This is a genomic window from Streptomyces spororaveus, assembly GCF_016755875.1.
In the GTDB taxonomy this organism is placed as follows: Bacteria; Actinomycetota; Actinomycetes; order Streptomycetales; family Streptomycetaceae; genus Streptomyces; species Streptomyces spororaveus.
Window position 1 is genome coordinate 3696280 of sequence record NZ_BNED01000005.1, and the last position, 14410, is coordinate 3710689.

Sequence of the window (14410 nt, forward strand, 5' to 3'; positions counted from 1 at the left end):
GAACCTCTCTCACCAGAGCCCCAATGCGGAATCGAACCGCAGACCTTCTCCTTACCATGGAGACGCTCTACCGACTGAGCTATTGGGGCGAGCGATGAAGACATTACACGGTTGCCTGCCGATCGCCCAAATCCTTTGCGGGGACCGGGCTCCGACGGGGTTCGCGAGCCGTTCCCGATCAACCCGTGGATCACTTCCGCCCCACTTCTCGGGCAGATTGTGGCCGGGCTCACAGTCGCGCGACCGCCGGTCGGGGCACCGGAGCCCGTCGGGGCGCACGCGCGGGCGCTCCGGCGCGTGGCACCACACCGGTACGACTATTGCGCTCTTCCGCGAAGCGGGGCGCGCCGCGCCCTAGGCTCTGGAGCACGCTGCGTGATCTTGGGCCGCGGGCCACGGCTCCAGGAACCGCCCGAGCCACCGCAGGAGCGCGATGTCCGACAGCCAGCCGCAGCAGCCGTTCCATTCGCCTCGCAGCGGAAACGGCAATGGCAACGGCAACGCGTCCGCGGCCGAGGCCACCACCCTGCTGCTCGCCGGGGCCCGCCTCACCGACGGCCGTACCGTCGACGTCCGCCTCGGCGGCGGCCGGATCCAGGCCGTCGGCACCACCGGCAGCCTCCCCTCCCCCGCGCTGTCCCGGGTGGACCTGACCGGCTACCTGCTGCTCCCCGCCCCCGCCGAGCCGCACGCCCACGGGGACACCGCGCTGACCGCGGACGCCGAGGGGCCCGTCTCCTACACCCCCGACGAGGTGCAGCGCCGGGCCACCGAGGCCGCCCTGCTCCAGCTCGGCCACGGCGCCACCGCCGTCCGCTCCCACGTCCGCATCGGCGACGTGCACGGCCTCGGGCCCATGGAAGCCGTGCTCCAGGCCCGCCGCTCCCTGCGGGGGCTCGCCGACCTCACCGCCGTGGCCGTCCCCCGGCTGCTGACCGGGGTGGCCGGCGCGGACGGGCTGGCCATGCTGCGGGACGCGGTCAAGATGGGCGCCTCGGTGATCGGCGGCTGCCCGGACCTGGACCCGGACCCGACGGGCTTCCTCGAAGCCGTACTGGAACTCGCGGCCGAGCACGGCTGCCCCGTCGATCTGCACACGGACGGTGACGATCCGGGCCGCCTGGCCCGGCTCGCGGCGATGGCCGGCGGACTGCGCCCCGGAGTGACCATCGGCCCCTGCGGCGGCCTTTCCCGGCTCCCGATGGACGCCGCCGCCCGCGCCGCCGACCAACTGGCCGCGGCCGGCGTACGGGTCACCTGCCTGCCCCAGGGCGACTGCGCGGCCCTGGAACGCCGCGGCCTGCGCACGGCACCCGTCCGGCTGCTGCGGGCCGCCGGTGTGCGCGTCGCGGCCGGCAGCGGGGCGCTGCGCGACGCCGGGAACCCCGTGGGCCGCGGGGACCCGCTGGAGGCCGCGTACCTGCTGGCCTCCCAGGGAGGGCTCCGGGCGGCCGAGGCCTACGAGTCCGTCAGCGGCTGCGTCCGTGAGGCCATGGGCCTGCCGGAGGTGCGGGTGGAGGCCGGTTTCCCGGCGGAGCTGCTCGCCGTACGCGGCGACCGGATCGCGGGCGTGCTGTCCCTCGCGTACAGCCGGATCGTGATCCACCGCGGGCGCGTGGTAGCCCGTACGAGTGCCGTACGGGAGTACTGCGACTCCGCCGTCGCGGTGGCCCTGGACCTGCCCCGGCAGGGCCGTACGGAGCCGGGGCCCTGAAGTTCGCCGTCCGCTCGCGGGCGTCGGCGCCCGGCTCGTCGTACGGTCGGGTCATGCGCATCGTCATCGCGGGTGGACACGGTCAGATCGCGCTGCGGCTGGAGCGCCTGCTCGCCGCGCGCGGGTACGAGGTCGCGGGCATCGTCCGCGATCCGGGACAGGGCGACGACCTGAGGCAGGCCGGCGCCGAGCCGGTGCTCTGCGATCTGGAGTCGGCCTCGGTGGAGCATGTGGCGGGGATCCTGCAGGGCGCGGACGTGGCGGTGTTCGCGGCCGGTGCGGGCCCCGGCAGCGGGATCGGGCGCAAGGACACCGTGGACCGGGGCGCGGCGGTGCTGTTCGCCGACGCCGCCGAACGGGCCCGTGTACGGCGCTTCCTGATGGTCTCCTCGATGGGTGCCGACTCGCACCATGGAGGCGACGAGGTCTTCGACGCGTACCTGCGGGCCAAGGGCGAGGCCGATGACCACGTACGGACCCGGCTGGGCCTGGAGTGGACCGTTCTGCGGCCCGGTTCGCTGATCGACGACGCCGGGACGGGCCTGGTCCGTCTGGAGGCGCGGACGGGCCGTGGGGCCGTCCCGCGCGACGACGTGGCGGCGGTGCTGGCCGAGCTGGTCGAGACTCCGGCGACGGCGGGCCTGACCCTGGAGCTGGTCTCGGGCTCGACGCCGGTGCAGGTGGCCGTGAAGGACGTGGCGGGCAACTGAGGCCGACGCCCTGGCAGTCCGGCGTATCGGCAGTCGGGCCGTCCGGTGGCCCGCCGTCGGTGACCCGATGACCCGGTGGCCCGGTGGCCCGGTGGCCCGGCGGCCCGGTGGTCCGGTGGTCCGGTGGCCCGGTGGTCAGAACCCGGCGCTGATCTTGTCGTCGGACCGGCCGACGGAGTCCTGCTGGTACCGGTCCTCGTACGCCTGGCGGATCCGCTCGATGCGCGTGCTGCGCTCGTCGGCCTCCTTCTCCGGGTAGAGCAGGACCACTTCGTACGAGGTCTCGCGGACGATCTTGCCGTCCTGGCCGCGCCACTGGCCGTACCCGTCGTGGAGGGTCAGTCCCTCGGGGAAGGCGGGGGTGATCTCCAGGTCCAGGAAGCGCATGAACTCGCGTTCCTCGACCGGGTCGCGGCCGTCGGCCCGCTGGGTGCCGAAGTAGAGCCGGGTCTCCTGGTAGGGCTGCCCGACGTCCGGGTGGAGGGCCGCTCCCACCAGAGCCGGGATCCCTGCGCCGAGCAGGGCCATGAGCACCCCGCCGCCGACCTTCCCGCGCGTGTCAGATGTCCATTTCACCCCTGGAGAACGAGACGGAGCCGCCGACGTTGCGGCCGTGATCAGCGCCTCGTCGGGTGACGGCGGGAAGCCCGCCCGCCCGTGACGGGCGGGCGGGCTTCCGGTCGGTGCTGTGCTGCGGTGTGGCGGTACGGCTACCAGTAGATGACGACGTAGCCGTCGCCGCCGTCCTTGCCGCGGGAGCCGGAGTTGCCGATGGCGCGGTTGGTGCCGCCACCGCGGCCGCCGTCGCCGCCGACGGCCGCGCCTGCCGGGAGCTCGACGATGCCGTCGGCGGTGCCGCCGCCGGTCCCGTCGGCGTTGCCCGGGTCACCGGAGTGGTTGACACCGCCCGAGGAGCACGATCCGCTGCCGCCCAGGCCGGGCGTGCCGGGGTCGCCGGGACCGCGGTCCGCGGCGCCGCCGCCACCGCCGCCGGTGCCACCGGTGGCGGTGAGGAGAACGGTGTTGGTCGAAGCCACGGTCAGCGACGTGGTGGTGCCGGTGGTTCCGGCGGTGCCGTTGGCGCCCGGTGCGCCGCCCAGGCCGTTGGCGCCTCCGGTGCCGACGTCCACCCCGTAGTCCGTCAGGGGGGTGACGGGGATGACGCACCAGGTGAAGCCGCCGCCACCGCCGCCGCCACCGTGGCCGCCGGTGTTGTTGCGGGCGGCGGCGCTGTCCGCTTCCACGGTGCCGTCGGCCGAGGCGTTCGGGTTCTGGTTGTTCGGGTTGTTCGGGTTGCCGCCGCCGTTGTTGCGCGCGGACCCGCCGCCACCGCCGCCGCCACCGCCGGCGCCCCAGGCCTGGACGAACACCGACGTGACGCCCGGCGGCGGCGTGAAGGTGTTGTCCGAGGTGAACTGCCTCAGGCCGTGGACGGCCGGTGGGCCGTGCTTCTTGCCCTTGTCGTGCTCCGAGTGGCCGTGCTTCCCGCCGTCGACGGGCTTCACGTTCTGGTGGCCCGCCGGCTTGGGGCCGTCCGCCGATGCGGCGGGAGCCAGGACGATCAACTGGCCGGTGAGGGCCGCCGCAGCGGCGATGGAGGCGAGCAGAACCCGGGAATGCCCCCGGGGCCGTCGAATCGTCGCCGACTGATGCTTCAGGTTCATGGCTTCCTTACCCGCCGGCGCCGAGGGCTGCCGCGGGATGCGATGGGAGGGGTGCGTGCGTCACGCGCCGCCCATCCGACCTGGCCCCGGTCTCACCGTGACGCTGGCAGGGCCGGGGCTGTGGCCCAGGCAGGTGAGTAGTTCATCTGCCCGGAGCAATGTTCGAGGTTCAGCCTCGCGTCCGGGCCGGGGTCGCGACCGCGGCCGGCCGGGAACGACAGAACCCCCGCTCACTGTGATTCCACAGATGAACGGGGGTTCCACTCGCGTGGCGGCGCCAGGGTTCGAACCTGGGTAGGCTGAGCCGGCAGATTTACAGACTTCCGCTTTGGCTACGCACGCACGCCCTCTGACCTGCGGTGAAAGCAGCCATCCGGCTCGGCGACCGCCTTGCCGTCCACACCTCGTCCTGATCTTGCACGAGGCGCAAGCGCTACCGCTGCCGGAGCTTCTTCAGCTTCTCTTCAGCAGCCTTCTTACGACGCCGCTCCGCCTCATGGGCAGACCACTTGCCCTGATGCTGCCAACAACGGGAAGTGCGACCCATCACGTCCCGGGTGCACGGTCGGTTCTTTTCTGTGCGCCACCCGCATTTGGGGCCGGCCATCGCGTCACCGCCGATCATGTGTGCTGGTCATGTAGACCTCGGCATAGTCCCGCTCCGCCCGGCTACGCGGGAGGCGCAGACGAGGCGGACAGAGGCACACCCCGGGGGCGAGGACTTCGTGAACTTCTGGCCGATCTACACGGGCCAGACCATCCCGATGGGCTCCTGGCACAACCGCATGTGGCTGGATACCTGGGTCTAAAGCAGCCGAAAGGATGGCATCGGCGCTCGCGAGCGCCGGGGCCGTCGTGGTTGTTGCGGTCGTTGTTCGGGCATCGCCAGCCCATCCCTGGACGGCCCACAGAATAGGCCCAGGCCTGCTCTCTCCGACCCGCTCTGGCCCCGGCTCCGGTTGCACGCCAAACGGCTAGGGGATTGGTGGAGTGAACCCCGCGGTGGCCTGGGCAGTCGCCCGAGCAAGGGCTGAAGACAACTATTCGCGCCCTTCGCATTCCGGTTGGTCAACTCCGCGTCCGAATTCGCCAGTGTCGACGTAGCCAATTTTGGTCAAGTCAACACGCTGGACATCAACCATCTGAATGCCACCATCGGGCATGATCACGGCCATGCGCTCGCCCGGCTGCGCTACTCGCGGCTTGCCTCTGGTGACACCTTGCTGCGGCTCAACTGTCAATTCCTGGAGGCCCCGCCCTTGCCCTGGAGCTGCCCGTCGAGATCGGATCTGCGTCTCTACCGGCCTTGATCGCGCCGGGCGAACGTACGCCGTAACAGGGCTCGGCTTGCCGCCTCCCTTCACCGCCCCATCCTCGGCCTTCCCCCTTGAGGTGGTTCTGGGCCGACTGGTCATCCGCCGCCTGACAGACTCCAGCGAACCGTGAACGGCGGCGAGTACGTGATAGTAAAGATCGGCCATGATCCCACCAAGTCAGAGATGGCGCTTGTCCCACCGACGGCAGTTAGGATCGCGCCCACTCCTAGCAGCACGAAAGCAACACCGAAGAGACCTACCGCTGCATGAAGCATATGCCGTCGGCGCTTCAGGAGGAGGTTGTGATTCTCCTCGATCATCTTCCCGGAGCGCTGGAGGAGTCTAACGACCGCCTCTGCAGGAGGCAATGCCTCCACGTCCTCCCTCATTGAGGATGGATCATTGGCTGCTAGTGCCCGCTTGCTGCGCTTGCGCCATTCCTTAGGCCCACGGCCAGGCATATCAAGGAGACAGTCCAGGAGCAGGACGATGCTCACACTGAGCGCAATCATTGCGGCAGTGCGCAGACCAACGTGCACATCGAGATCTGGAAGGCGAGTGACGAGCACGCCTTCGAACCCTAGCAAGGCTGTTGCGACCACACTGATGGAAGCATTGCGCGAGTACTGGTTTGCCCGTTCGGCCCGCAACTCCTCCCACTCCATCTTCAATGTGTCGTAGTGGGCAGCAGGAGGAGGTTCCTCGGTTGGGGGCTCGCCTGGGGGCATGGCCATGAGAGTCATGCTCACGCCGTGACGCCACGATGGCACTCGCAAGCTTGCGAACGAGTGAACGCGGGCCACATCGGGCTGTGGGAGGAAACAGCAGCCGTTGAGGGTCTGACATGCACTTCTGGCCGATTTGCACGAGCCAGATCTCCCGCTGGGGACTCCTGGCGCAGCATGTGGCTGGACACCCGGGCCTAGCAGCTGAAACGACGGTCCCGGCACTCATGAGCGTCGGGACCGTCCAGGTTGTTGTGCTTGGTGGGCATGGCCGGCTGTCCCGGGACGGCCCAAGATCCCCCTCCCACGCAACAGGTGTTGGTCGCAGGTTCCTCTGGCTCACCAGGCGGCCTGCTCTGCTCGCCGCGAGCGGCCCTGACTACGTCGCGCGGAGCACACCAAGCACACGTCAGTAGCCTGCGCTGCAGAGATCCCCCGATCGGCCTATCTCGTAGCCCGCAGGCACGTAATGTTGCGCCATCAATCAGACCGACCGGGAGCTGTATGTCAGCGCTGCCGCCGTTCAACCCGGACACCCAGTGCCCACCGCCTGGCCGCTACCCCATGACCTTGAGTGACATAGAAGCGTCGTTGGTGCTGGCGGGTGCCTTCAAGGACTCGACTACAAGGCGTGACCTGTGGGGCGAGTTCGGTACGCACCGGGCGATGGTCGAGTGCCTGGTCGGGTCCATAAGCCGCATTTGGCTTGCTGGCAGCTTCGTTAGCGGCGAGCCCGACCCTGCCGACGTCGATGTCACCTACTTGCTTGACGCAGCTGTTCATGGGGCAGTCTCGGATGAGAACGACGTTGCATACCTGGGCAACCTTGCGGATCGTGAGTGGTGCATCCGGCAAGGGCTACGAGTCGATGCCTACATCCTGAGCCTTCCAGCGACTCAAGATTTTCGAGACCTTGGTTTGACCGGTGCCATGGCAACGGAGGACGCTGAAGTCTTCCAACAGCTTGGACTGTACGACGAGATCTGGCAGCGTTGCAGAGTAGGCAACGGTCGACGAAGGGGCTACGTGGAGGTATCGCTATGAGCACTCCTAAAGCGTGGCCCGATCTTGCGGACAAGGCTGCATTGCGCGAATGGATGGTGGCTCGGCGTGACGACGGCGTGAGGCCGCCGGCTCGCACGATGGCTGAGCTCCGTGCGCGCCAGTTGCAGAAAATTTCCCGCACTCTGCGTGACGGTGTAGACCCAGAGCCCTCAGAGCAGCCCAGGCGTCCGATCCTGCAGTTTGCGCTGGACGGCGAATCCGTCCCGGGGCACAAAGTGGAAGCGGGGGTCCTCGGTACCTGGCTTGAGGCGCTACAGACCGCCGTCCATTCCGTTGCGTACGCGCTCGACGAGATGCGGCCTACGCATCAGGCGGGCCCAGTACCGAAGGGCATTCAAGCGGCTACTAAGTTGCTCGCCGGACCGGTGTTCGCCTCCTCGTACGGCATGGTTCTGGAAGGCTCCGCAACACCGGGGCAGCGTGAGCTCCCCGGCACCGGAAATGACCAACTGCTGGACCGGGCGATCAATCGAATTCTGGATGTCGCCGACGAGGCTGACTCAGCTTCGGGAGCGGAAGAAGCCGTTCTGGATGCGGCTCTACCGCTCGGCAGGCGGGCAATCAGCCACCTCGCTGAGCTCTCAGAGATCCTTGCGTCCACGGGTACCAACGTCACTTTTACGTGGCAATCCGAGGCGACAGAGCGAAGGGTTTCTCGCCTGACGACGTCGAGTGCTGATCACTGCCGTAAGGCACTTAGATCTGCTCAGGTCGAGGACAGCACTGATCGGCTCACGGGAACCGTCGTTGGTGGCAGCAAGATCCGCGGCGTTATTGAGCTTGAGACAAGCGGTCGCGTGGTTCTGATCCGCACGCAGAAAGACGCTGTCACGCAGTTGCTGGCTACTTACGCCGAGCGGCAGGTCAGTGCTGATGTGCACGTACTTACTGCCAGGTCGCCCGGCGGCCGCGAGCATCACAGTTACACGCTCCTCAATCTAGATCTCAACGAGCCTGAATCAGAACGCTGAGGGACCCCCAACGCCGGACTGGCGAGGCAAGGTGAAGTAAGTGGGCGGACCCCGCACGACAGGGGCCCGCCCACTCGCTTTCCGGCGGCGGACGGACTACCAGGCTTGCGTCACAACGGTCTTCGAAAGCACTCCGCTTGCAGCACTGCCTCCGACCCCGCCCTCCTCGCAAGGCGATCGCTACCCGACCCAAGCATCGACGCGAGTCGTTCGGGGCAGCCTCCGGGCGCCCTGGGTACATCGCTCCACCATCAGACGGGAAGAGAGACAGGTATGACCGAGTCCCCCGAGCTGACCCCCGACTACGCTGGCTGTTACCAGCTGACGAACGGGGAGAGTGCTCTGAGGATGGGACCGAAGTCGACGAGGGTCTACCAGACGATCCGGTCTTGGATCGAGTCGGGCAAGTACGGCCCCGGCGAAAAACTTCCCTCCGAGCGGACCATGAGCGCTGAGCTGGAGATCGGCCGTACCGCCCTCCGCCAGGTGCTAGCCCGACTGGCGAGCGAACACCTCATCAAGGCGTACGACCGCAGCTCGTACCGAGTCGTGGGTGGCGAGACCGTACCCACGCCGGCAGAGCTGGAACCCTGGACGATCCACGCCAGCAGGACGGTCTACGAGAACCGGTGGGTAAGCCTCGACCTCGTCGACGTTGAGCCGCCCGGGGTCGAGCGGTTCGAGCACCATGTAGTGCGCCTGCACCACGTTGCGATCACGGCTGTGATCGATGAGCAGCAGCGCGTCCTGATGATGTGGCGCTACCGCTTCGTCCCGCAGCAGTGGGGATGGGAGCTCCCCGGCGGGATCGTGGACGACGGCGAGGATGCGGCGACCACGGCGGCGCGGGAGACCGAGGAAGAGACCGGTTGGCGTCCGACGAACGTCGAGCACGTTGTGACGTATCAGCCCATGATCGGCATGGTCGATTCGCCTCACGAGATCTTCGTGGCACGGGGTGCGGTGAAGGTGGGCGAACCCACGGACATCGAGGAAGCCGGACAGATCGCCTGGGTGCCTCTGGCGGACATCCCCCGACTCATGGCCGAGGGGAAGCTCATGGGGTCAGGAACCCTGGTCGCCCTGCTGCACGTCCTCGCGTCGCGGGCTACAGCCGCCCCGTAAGTAGCTCCACACGCCGGCGGTGCCGCACGGACCCCGTGCGGTTCGCCAGCAGGCGCGCCTGTTGGAGGTTCGAGCGGGCCTCGTCGAACTCGCCGCGGGCAAGGTGGGCCTGCGTCAGGTCGCTGTGCAGTCCTGCCTTGGCGCGGACGAACGTGGGGTCCGTCGCCTGGAGAGACGCGTAGAGGTCACCCATGGCCGAGCTGTCGCCCAAGAGCGCCAGTACGTTTCCCCGCCAGCGCGCCAGGTGGTCCGCGTTCAGGAAGATGCTCAGCATGTCGGAATCACGAGCGTGCGCACCTTCCGGCAGCGCGGCCGCCGCCCGGTCCAGCGCATGCCGAGCGTCGTCGTGCATGCCAGCCGCGGCACACAGTTCAGCTTCGGCCGCACTCAGCCAAGCTCGAAGGCGAGACGACTGCCGCTCCGCATGAGTGCGCTGCGCGTCGCGAATGAGCTCCACTGCCATCTCGGGTCGGCCGGCATCACCCAGGACGTACGCCTGCTCCCCCATGGCGTGCGCCAAGTACTGCGGCGCATCAGCGTCTTGCGCGGCGCGCTTCGCCAGCTCGTAGTGCCGCCATGCGCGCTCCACAGAACCTGCGTCCAACGCTTGCCAGGCTGCCAGGGTCGCCGCCCCTGCCAGAGCCGTCGCGATGGGACGGCGCGTCCCTGGCAGGACCGCGAAGGTGAGCGCGTCCTCCATCGCCGTCAGGTGGCCGTTCATCTGATCCACCAGGCCCGATGCACCCATCTGCCGGTCCATGGTCCGCAGTAGCTCGGTCTGGTCCATGAACGCGCTCACCATGGAATCGCTGACGCTCCGCGCCGAGTCGATCCGGCTCAACAGATCCTCGTAGCCATCAGCTTGCTGGGGGATTGAACGAGCAGGCTCCCCGCCCAACTCGGCGTCCGTCACCCCGAGCAGCGGCCGGAGGATTGCGGCGTACCGCTCCGTGATGGCCCGTCGCCCGTTCTCCCACTCCGACACGTAGGTCTTCAGGCTCGCGCTGGATGCGACGTTCAACATGTGCTGCCGCGCATAGCGCTCAAGCTCGAAGATCAGCCGCTCCTGCGACCATCCCCGCGCGGTACGAACACCTCGTAATCCCTTGCCCACGTGCATCGCCTCCGATGGCCGTGCCACCTGGGGAGGGCTTAACCAAATCGCCGCAGGTGGGAGCGGGTTAACACCCTTGAGGTTAACCCCTGTTGGCTACCGAGACCCCCTGCCTGGGCCGTTTCCTGAAGTCACACCGGAACACACCGGCAAGCCCCGAACGAACCAGGAGCTTGCATCTGGTGCGCACCAGATGCCATGCTTCTGGTGCGCACCAAATGGCCCGAAAGGGCTCGGCTTCGGTGTGTACGCACGACCGAGAGCCCGCTTTACAGCCCGGAGGAAAGCCCGAGGGGGCGAGTACGAAGGCAGCGTCCGTTCCTTAAGAACTCAACAGCGTGTCAAGCGATACGAGACGGGGCGTGATCCCCCTCCCCATGGCGACGGGTTGTCGCCGGCGGCAACACCTTCTCTTGCGTGCTGGCTCTGGAGAACACCTTCGGGTGCCATCCGGTACGCGCCGCCCTGCTGGCGTCAGAGCAGCGACGATGACGCACCCGACTCCCAGGCTCGGGACCGGAACGCCGTGGCAACGGTGCTCCGGCGAAGCCTCGCCCTCCGGCTAAGAGGCTGCTGTGTTCCACCGACATCTATGGGCGCTCGCCGTACTGGACCGGTACGGCTGGCCGCGCCCTCCGCGTCACCGCTCAACCGCCGTGCGACGCAGCTGTGGGCTCACGGCCCGCAGTCGCTCGCCGGGCAACACCTTCCGAGTCGCCTGGCCGTCTCGGTCGGCTGCCTCCTCCACCCGTCCGGTCCCCGGGCCGTACGGGCGGGGTTGCAGGGAGCCGAGTGCTTCCGCTCCCCCCAACTCAGTGCAGCCCCCGACGTGTCCGCGCCGGGGGCTGCTGTTGGGTCCCGTTCCTCTCTCGAAGGAGCAAGACCCGTGAAGTCCATCGCTGCACTTCAGAACCTCGTTACCCCGTGGTCCGACGGCTTGGAGCCGTCGGCTGCGGAGCTGGACGCGACCGAGCGCGAGATGCCCCTCATCGAGGCGAGGGTCGAGCTCCTCGACGCGCAGATCGCCGTGCTGGACCGGACGCCGTCCGTGCTGGACGAGCGGCGGATCCGCCGGGCCCGCAACCGAGTCCTCGCCGCCCGGCGGGACCTGACCAACCAGGCCGCGGCCGAAGTGGGCATGGCGGGCGGTGCCGCATGAACACTCCGATGCCCCTCTCGTCCATGGCCGCGCCGTTGATGGCGCTGCGGATCTTCGATGACGAGTACCGGCACCTGCCGGCGCCGTGCGTGACGATCTCCACGGTCTACCCCGACCTGCTGGAGCTGTCGTTCCACGACGATGCCGACGGGTTCGAGACCTGGTGCCAGGCACTCGGGATCCGCCCCCGAGCGGTGCAGCACAGCGTTCACAGCGACGGCCGCACCAGCGTCATGAAGGCAGTGACCAACTACTCCGGCGGCCCCGTGAAGCTGATCTGCTTCACCACGATCCCCGCCCCGGAGGGGACGCGTTCACGGGCGGAGGTCGGCCCGTGAACCGTGTTCAGATCCGTTCATCCGAGCGGGCCCTGTCGGTCGGGACATGGCTGATCGTCGGCGGAGCGATGCTCTACTCCGTCCTCACCGTCACGCCGCTCATGGCCGCGCACACGCCGGCCGAGTGGCGGTGGACCGCCCCGATCCTGCCCCTAGTGGTCGACGCCGCGGTGGTCATCGTGGTACGCCTCGACTCCGTCCTCGCCCGCCTCGGCGGGCACGGCGGTGCCTGGCCGGTAGCCCTGCGGTGGATGACCGGCACCATGACCCTCGCCCTGAACATCGGCGTATCCGCGCTGGCAGGGGACCTGGTCGGGGTCGCCGTGCACTCCGTCGCACCCCTCCTCCTCATCGTCACGGCAGAAGCTGGGCTCGCATACCGGCGGGCCCTGACCGCTGCCGTCCTGGCCATGGAGGCCCGCAAGCGCGCCGAGCAGGACGCCCGGGAGCGGGCGGCGGCGGAGCGAGAGGAGAACCGGCTCCGGGCCGCTCGTGAACAGCGCGAGCATGAGGCAGCCATCGCCCGTGAAGAGCGTGAACACGAGGAGCGTCTGGCCCGCGAGGAAGCCGACCGGCAGGACCGGATCCGGCGAGAGGAAGCCGAGCGGACCGCAGCGGCGGAGTGGGCGGAGCTGGAGGCCCGTGAACGCCGTGAACGTGAGCGTGAACAGGCCGAGGCCGAGCGTGAACGCCTTGAACGCCAGGCCGCCCAGCAGTGCGAACTGCAGGCGCAGGAACAGGCGGAGCGTGAGCGCCGTGAACGGGTCCGTGAACAGGAGCGGATGGAGCGTGAACGCGCCGCCCTCCTCGCCGCCGGGCCGCCGCCGGTGAAGCTGCCGGAGGAGCAGGCCCGCGCCACCGTGGCCGCCGCGTTCGCGGCCGGGGTGCCGGTGCGGGTCGCTGCGGAGCTGTCCGGCTGGTCGGTCGGTTGGGCCTCCGCCCGCTACCAGGAACACCGCGACGGCAACGCCGCCGCCGCTCCGGCCCTCGGCCGATGAACACCCTGCCCGTCTACCGGTGGCGCCTCGCACCTGAGGGGTTGGCCACCCGCCGTCAGCTCCGCGCCGCCGGGCTCCGGCCCGGCGGCCAGGACGTCGTCGCCCAGCTGGAGCGGCCCCGCCGCCGGCGGGGCCCGCTGGTCGCCTACCTCTACCGGGTCGACCTCGCAAAGCCGGTCCGGCCGATGACCCCCAACCGGTGGGCTGCCCTGGCAAAGGCGGACGCCGCCCGCCGCCGCTGCCCCGTCTGCCGCGACCACCTCCCGTACGTGATCCCGACCTCGCTCGGCATGTGCGTGGCCTGCCACGACTTCCCTGAACAGCGCGCCGCCCGAACCCTCTCCGCTGCCTGAAGGAGTTCTGCTGTGTCTCGCCGTACCCGCACACACACCGCGAAGGGCTCCGCGCCCACCGTTCACATCCCCCGCCAGCGCGGACGACGCCAGGGGCCGCAGGTGATCGTGGTCGTTTCCGAGGAGCCGACCCTGACAGCTCGCGCCACCGCTGCGACGGGCCGCTGGGTGTGGAAGCACCGCCGCACCTGGGCTCCGACCAGCCTCGCGATCCTGCTGCTGCCCGTAACGGGCGTCGTTCACCTGATCACGCCGTGGGCCGCGCTCGCCGCGGCCCCGGCCGCCGCCGTCCCGTTGGCGGTCCTGGGGTGGAAGGCCAAGGGCCGCCCCGTCCGGACCCGCGCCGAGGCCGCATGGCTGACCACCCTGGCCGCCCTCGCCACGGCCGGACTCACCTGGTTCTCGCTGGCCCTGTGGGCCGGACCGTTCGTGCCCGTGCTGATGGGTCTGTGGTCGCTGACCACACTCGCCGCCCAGGTCATCTGGTTGATCAGCCGCCGCTCCACCCAGTCTGCCACCGCTCCTGAGGGGACCCGCTGATGTCGAACAACACCTGGATGCCCAACAACGGCAGCACTCCCGGCCCCCGCCGTCCGCAGAACGGCACCGGCCAGCAGGCCGGCCCGCAGCAGGGTCCGTGGCAGCAGCCGGGCCCGGCCGGCGCCCCCGGCGGGCAGGGTGGTGCGTCGCGTTCGCGGACGTCGAACCGCACGCGGGAGTACCACTTCCACATCAACGACTCCGGCCCCCGCAACGGCGGGGCCGGTGGCCAGCAGAACGGCTTCCAGCAGGGCGCGGGCGGGCGGATGCACTCGCCGTTGGGTGACCCGGAGTTCTTCTCCAACGTGGACATCCGCAACTACTGCGAGGGCGGCCGCGGGCTGTTCCTGCAGATGTCGTTCGAGCTGGCCAACGCCGCCGAGATGCTCAACGCCGTCCTCAAAGAGATCCCCGACCCCGAGGGCCGCCCCTTCGGCTCCCGGGCTCGGGCCCGCAGGGTGTCTCGGCGGATGAAGAAGGCCGCCGAGGACGCCCTCGGCACCGCGAAGAACCTCGCCGCCACCTACGCCGCGTTCCAGCGGGAGTTCGACCCCCAGCTCGCCCCGCACGCCCGCCCGCGCCAGGGCCGCCGCTTCGACTTCAACGGCTAACGACACC

At 69.3% G+C, this 14410-nt stretch carries 16 protein-coding genes and 1 tRNA gene; 12 read left to right on the plus strand and 5 right to left on the minus strand.

Annotated features, from left to right (window positions below):
- Nucleotides 1-16 precede the first annotated feature (16 nt).
- Nucleotides 17-89: transfer RNA gene (locus Sspor_RS18860), tRNA-Thr, on the minus strand.
- A gap of 344 nt (nucleotides 90-433) precedes the next feature.
- On the opposite strand from Sspor_RS18860, the gene Sspor_RS18865 reads away from it, so the two are divergent.
- Entirely contained in the window at nucleotides 434-1714 is a 1281-nt protein-coding gene (locus Sspor_RS18865) for an amidohydrolase family protein (protein WP_202200177.1), read from the plus strand.
- Nucleotides 1715-1767: 53 nt separating this feature from the next.
- Nucleotides 1768-2424 (plus strand): SDR family oxidoreductase, encoded by a 657-nt coding sequence (locus Sspor_RS18870; protein WP_202200178.1) that lies wholly within the window; start codon nucleotides 1768-1770, stop codon nucleotides 2422-2424.
- Between the two features lie 135 nt (nucleotides 2425-2559).
- Here Sspor_RS18870 and Sspor_RS18875 read toward each other — a convergent pair whose 3' ends face one another.
- Together Sspor_RS18875 and Sspor_RS18880 are read right to left on the minus strand one after the other, a co-directional pair.
- The gene (locus Sspor_RS18875) at nucleotides 2560-3000 is read right to left on the minus strand and encodes a DUF3574 domain-containing protein (RefSeq protein ID WP_237403923.1); all 441 of its coding nucleotides are present in this window, start codon (nucleotides 2998-3000) and stop codon (nucleotides 2560-2562) included.
- Between the two features lie 134 nt (nucleotides 3001-3134).
- Nucleotides 3135-4088, minus strand: a complete 954-nt coding sequence (locus Sspor_RS18880; protein ID WP_202200179.1) for a hypothetical protein — start codon at nucleotides 4086-4088, stop codon at nucleotides 3135-3137.
- Between the two features lie 1064 nt (nucleotides 4089-5152).
- Here Sspor_RS18880 and Sspor_RS18885 point away from each other — a divergent pair.
- Complete coding sequence (locus Sspor_RS18885) at nucleotides 5153-5398, plus strand: hypothetical protein (protein WP_202200180.1); 246 nt, start codon at nucleotides 5153-5155, stop codon at nucleotides 5396-5398.
- A gap of 101 nt (nucleotides 5399-5499) precedes the next feature.
- Here Sspor_RS18885 and Sspor_RS18890 read toward each other — a convergent pair whose 3' ends face one another.
- Nucleotides 5500-6147 (minus strand): hypothetical protein, encoded by a 648-nt coding sequence (locus Sspor_RS18890; protein WP_202200181.1) that lies wholly within the window; start codon nucleotides 6145-6147, stop codon nucleotides 5500-5502.
- A gap of 486 nt (nucleotides 6148-6633) precedes the next feature.
- Between Sspor_RS18890 and Sspor_RS18895 the strand changes: the two genes are divergently transcribed.
- The 3 genes from Sspor_RS18895 to Sspor_RS18905 all read left to right on the plus strand — a co-directional run bounded on the left by Sspor_RS18895 (nucleotide 6634) and on the right by Sspor_RS18905 (nucleotide 9290).
- Complete coding sequence (locus Sspor_RS18895) at nucleotides 6634-7173, plus strand: DUF6932 family protein (protein ID WP_373318793.1); 540 nt, start codon at nucleotides 6634-6636, stop codon at nucleotides 7171-7173.
- A complete protein-coding gene (locus Sspor_RS18900; RefSeq protein ID WP_202200183.1) occupies nucleotides 7170-8165 on the plus strand; it encodes a hypothetical protein in 996 nt (331 codons plus the stop codon). Before Sspor_RS18895 ends, Sspor_RS18900 begins: the two co-directional genes overlap by 4 nt.
- 348 nt (nucleotides 8166-8513) lie before the next feature.
- Nucleotides 8514-9290 (plus strand): NUDIX domain-containing protein, encoded by a 777-nt coding sequence (locus Sspor_RS18905; protein ID WP_202203728.1) that lies wholly within the window; start codon nucleotides 8514-8516, stop codon nucleotides 9288-9290.
- Here Sspor_RS18905 and Sspor_RS18910 read toward each other — a convergent pair.
- Nucleotides 9274-10404, minus strand: a complete 1131-nt coding sequence (locus Sspor_RS18910) for an NsdA family TPR-like regulatory protein (RefSeq protein WP_202200184.1) — start codon at nucleotides 10402-10404, stop codon at nucleotides 9274-9276. The genes Sspor_RS18905 and Sspor_RS18910 overlap by 17 nt on opposite strands.
- 886 nt (nucleotides 10405-11290) lie before the next feature.
- On the opposite strand from Sspor_RS18910, the gene Sspor_RS18915 reads away from it, so the two are divergent.
- Genes Sspor_RS18915 through traA form a run of 6 tightly spaced genes read left to right on the plus strand, consistent with a single transcriptional unit; the run spans nucleotide 11291 to nucleotide 14403 of the window.
- Entirely contained in the window at nucleotides 11291-11563 is a 273-nt protein-coding gene (locus Sspor_RS18915; RefSeq protein ID WP_202200185.1) for a DUF6284 family protein, read from the plus strand.
- 8 nt (nucleotides 11564-11571) lie between these two features.
- Complete coding sequence (locus tag Sspor_RS18920; RefSeq protein ID WP_202200186.1) at nucleotides 11572-11901, plus strand: hypothetical protein; 330 nt, start codon at nucleotides 11572-11574, stop codon at nucleotides 11899-11901.
- Complete coding sequence (locus tag Sspor_RS18925) at nucleotides 11898-12899, plus strand: DUF2637 domain-containing protein (protein WP_202200187.1); 1002 nt, start codon at nucleotides 11898-11900, stop codon at nucleotides 12897-12899. Before Sspor_RS18920 ends, Sspor_RS18925 begins: the two co-directional genes overlap by 4 nt.
- Nucleotides 12896-13252 (plus strand): RRQRL motif-containing zinc-binding protein, encoded by a 357-nt coding sequence (locus Sspor_RS18930; protein ID WP_202200188.1) that lies wholly within the window; start codon nucleotides 12896-12898, stop codon nucleotides 13250-13252. Before Sspor_RS18925 ends, Sspor_RS18930 begins: the two co-directional genes overlap by 4 nt.
- A gap of 12 nt (nucleotides 13253-13264) precedes the next feature.
- A complete protein-coding gene (locus Sspor_RS18935; protein ID WP_202200189.1) occupies nucleotides 13265-13792 on the plus strand; it encodes a hypothetical protein in 528 nt (175 codons plus the stop codon).
- Entirely contained in the window at nucleotides 13792-14403 is a 612-nt protein-coding gene (gene traA / locus Sspor_RS18940; protein WP_202200190.1) for a plasmid transfer protein TraA, read from the plus strand. The genes Sspor_RS18935 and traA overlap by 1 nt, the downstream gene beginning before the upstream one ends.
- The last annotated feature ends 7 nt before the right edge of the window (nucleotides 14404-14410 follow it).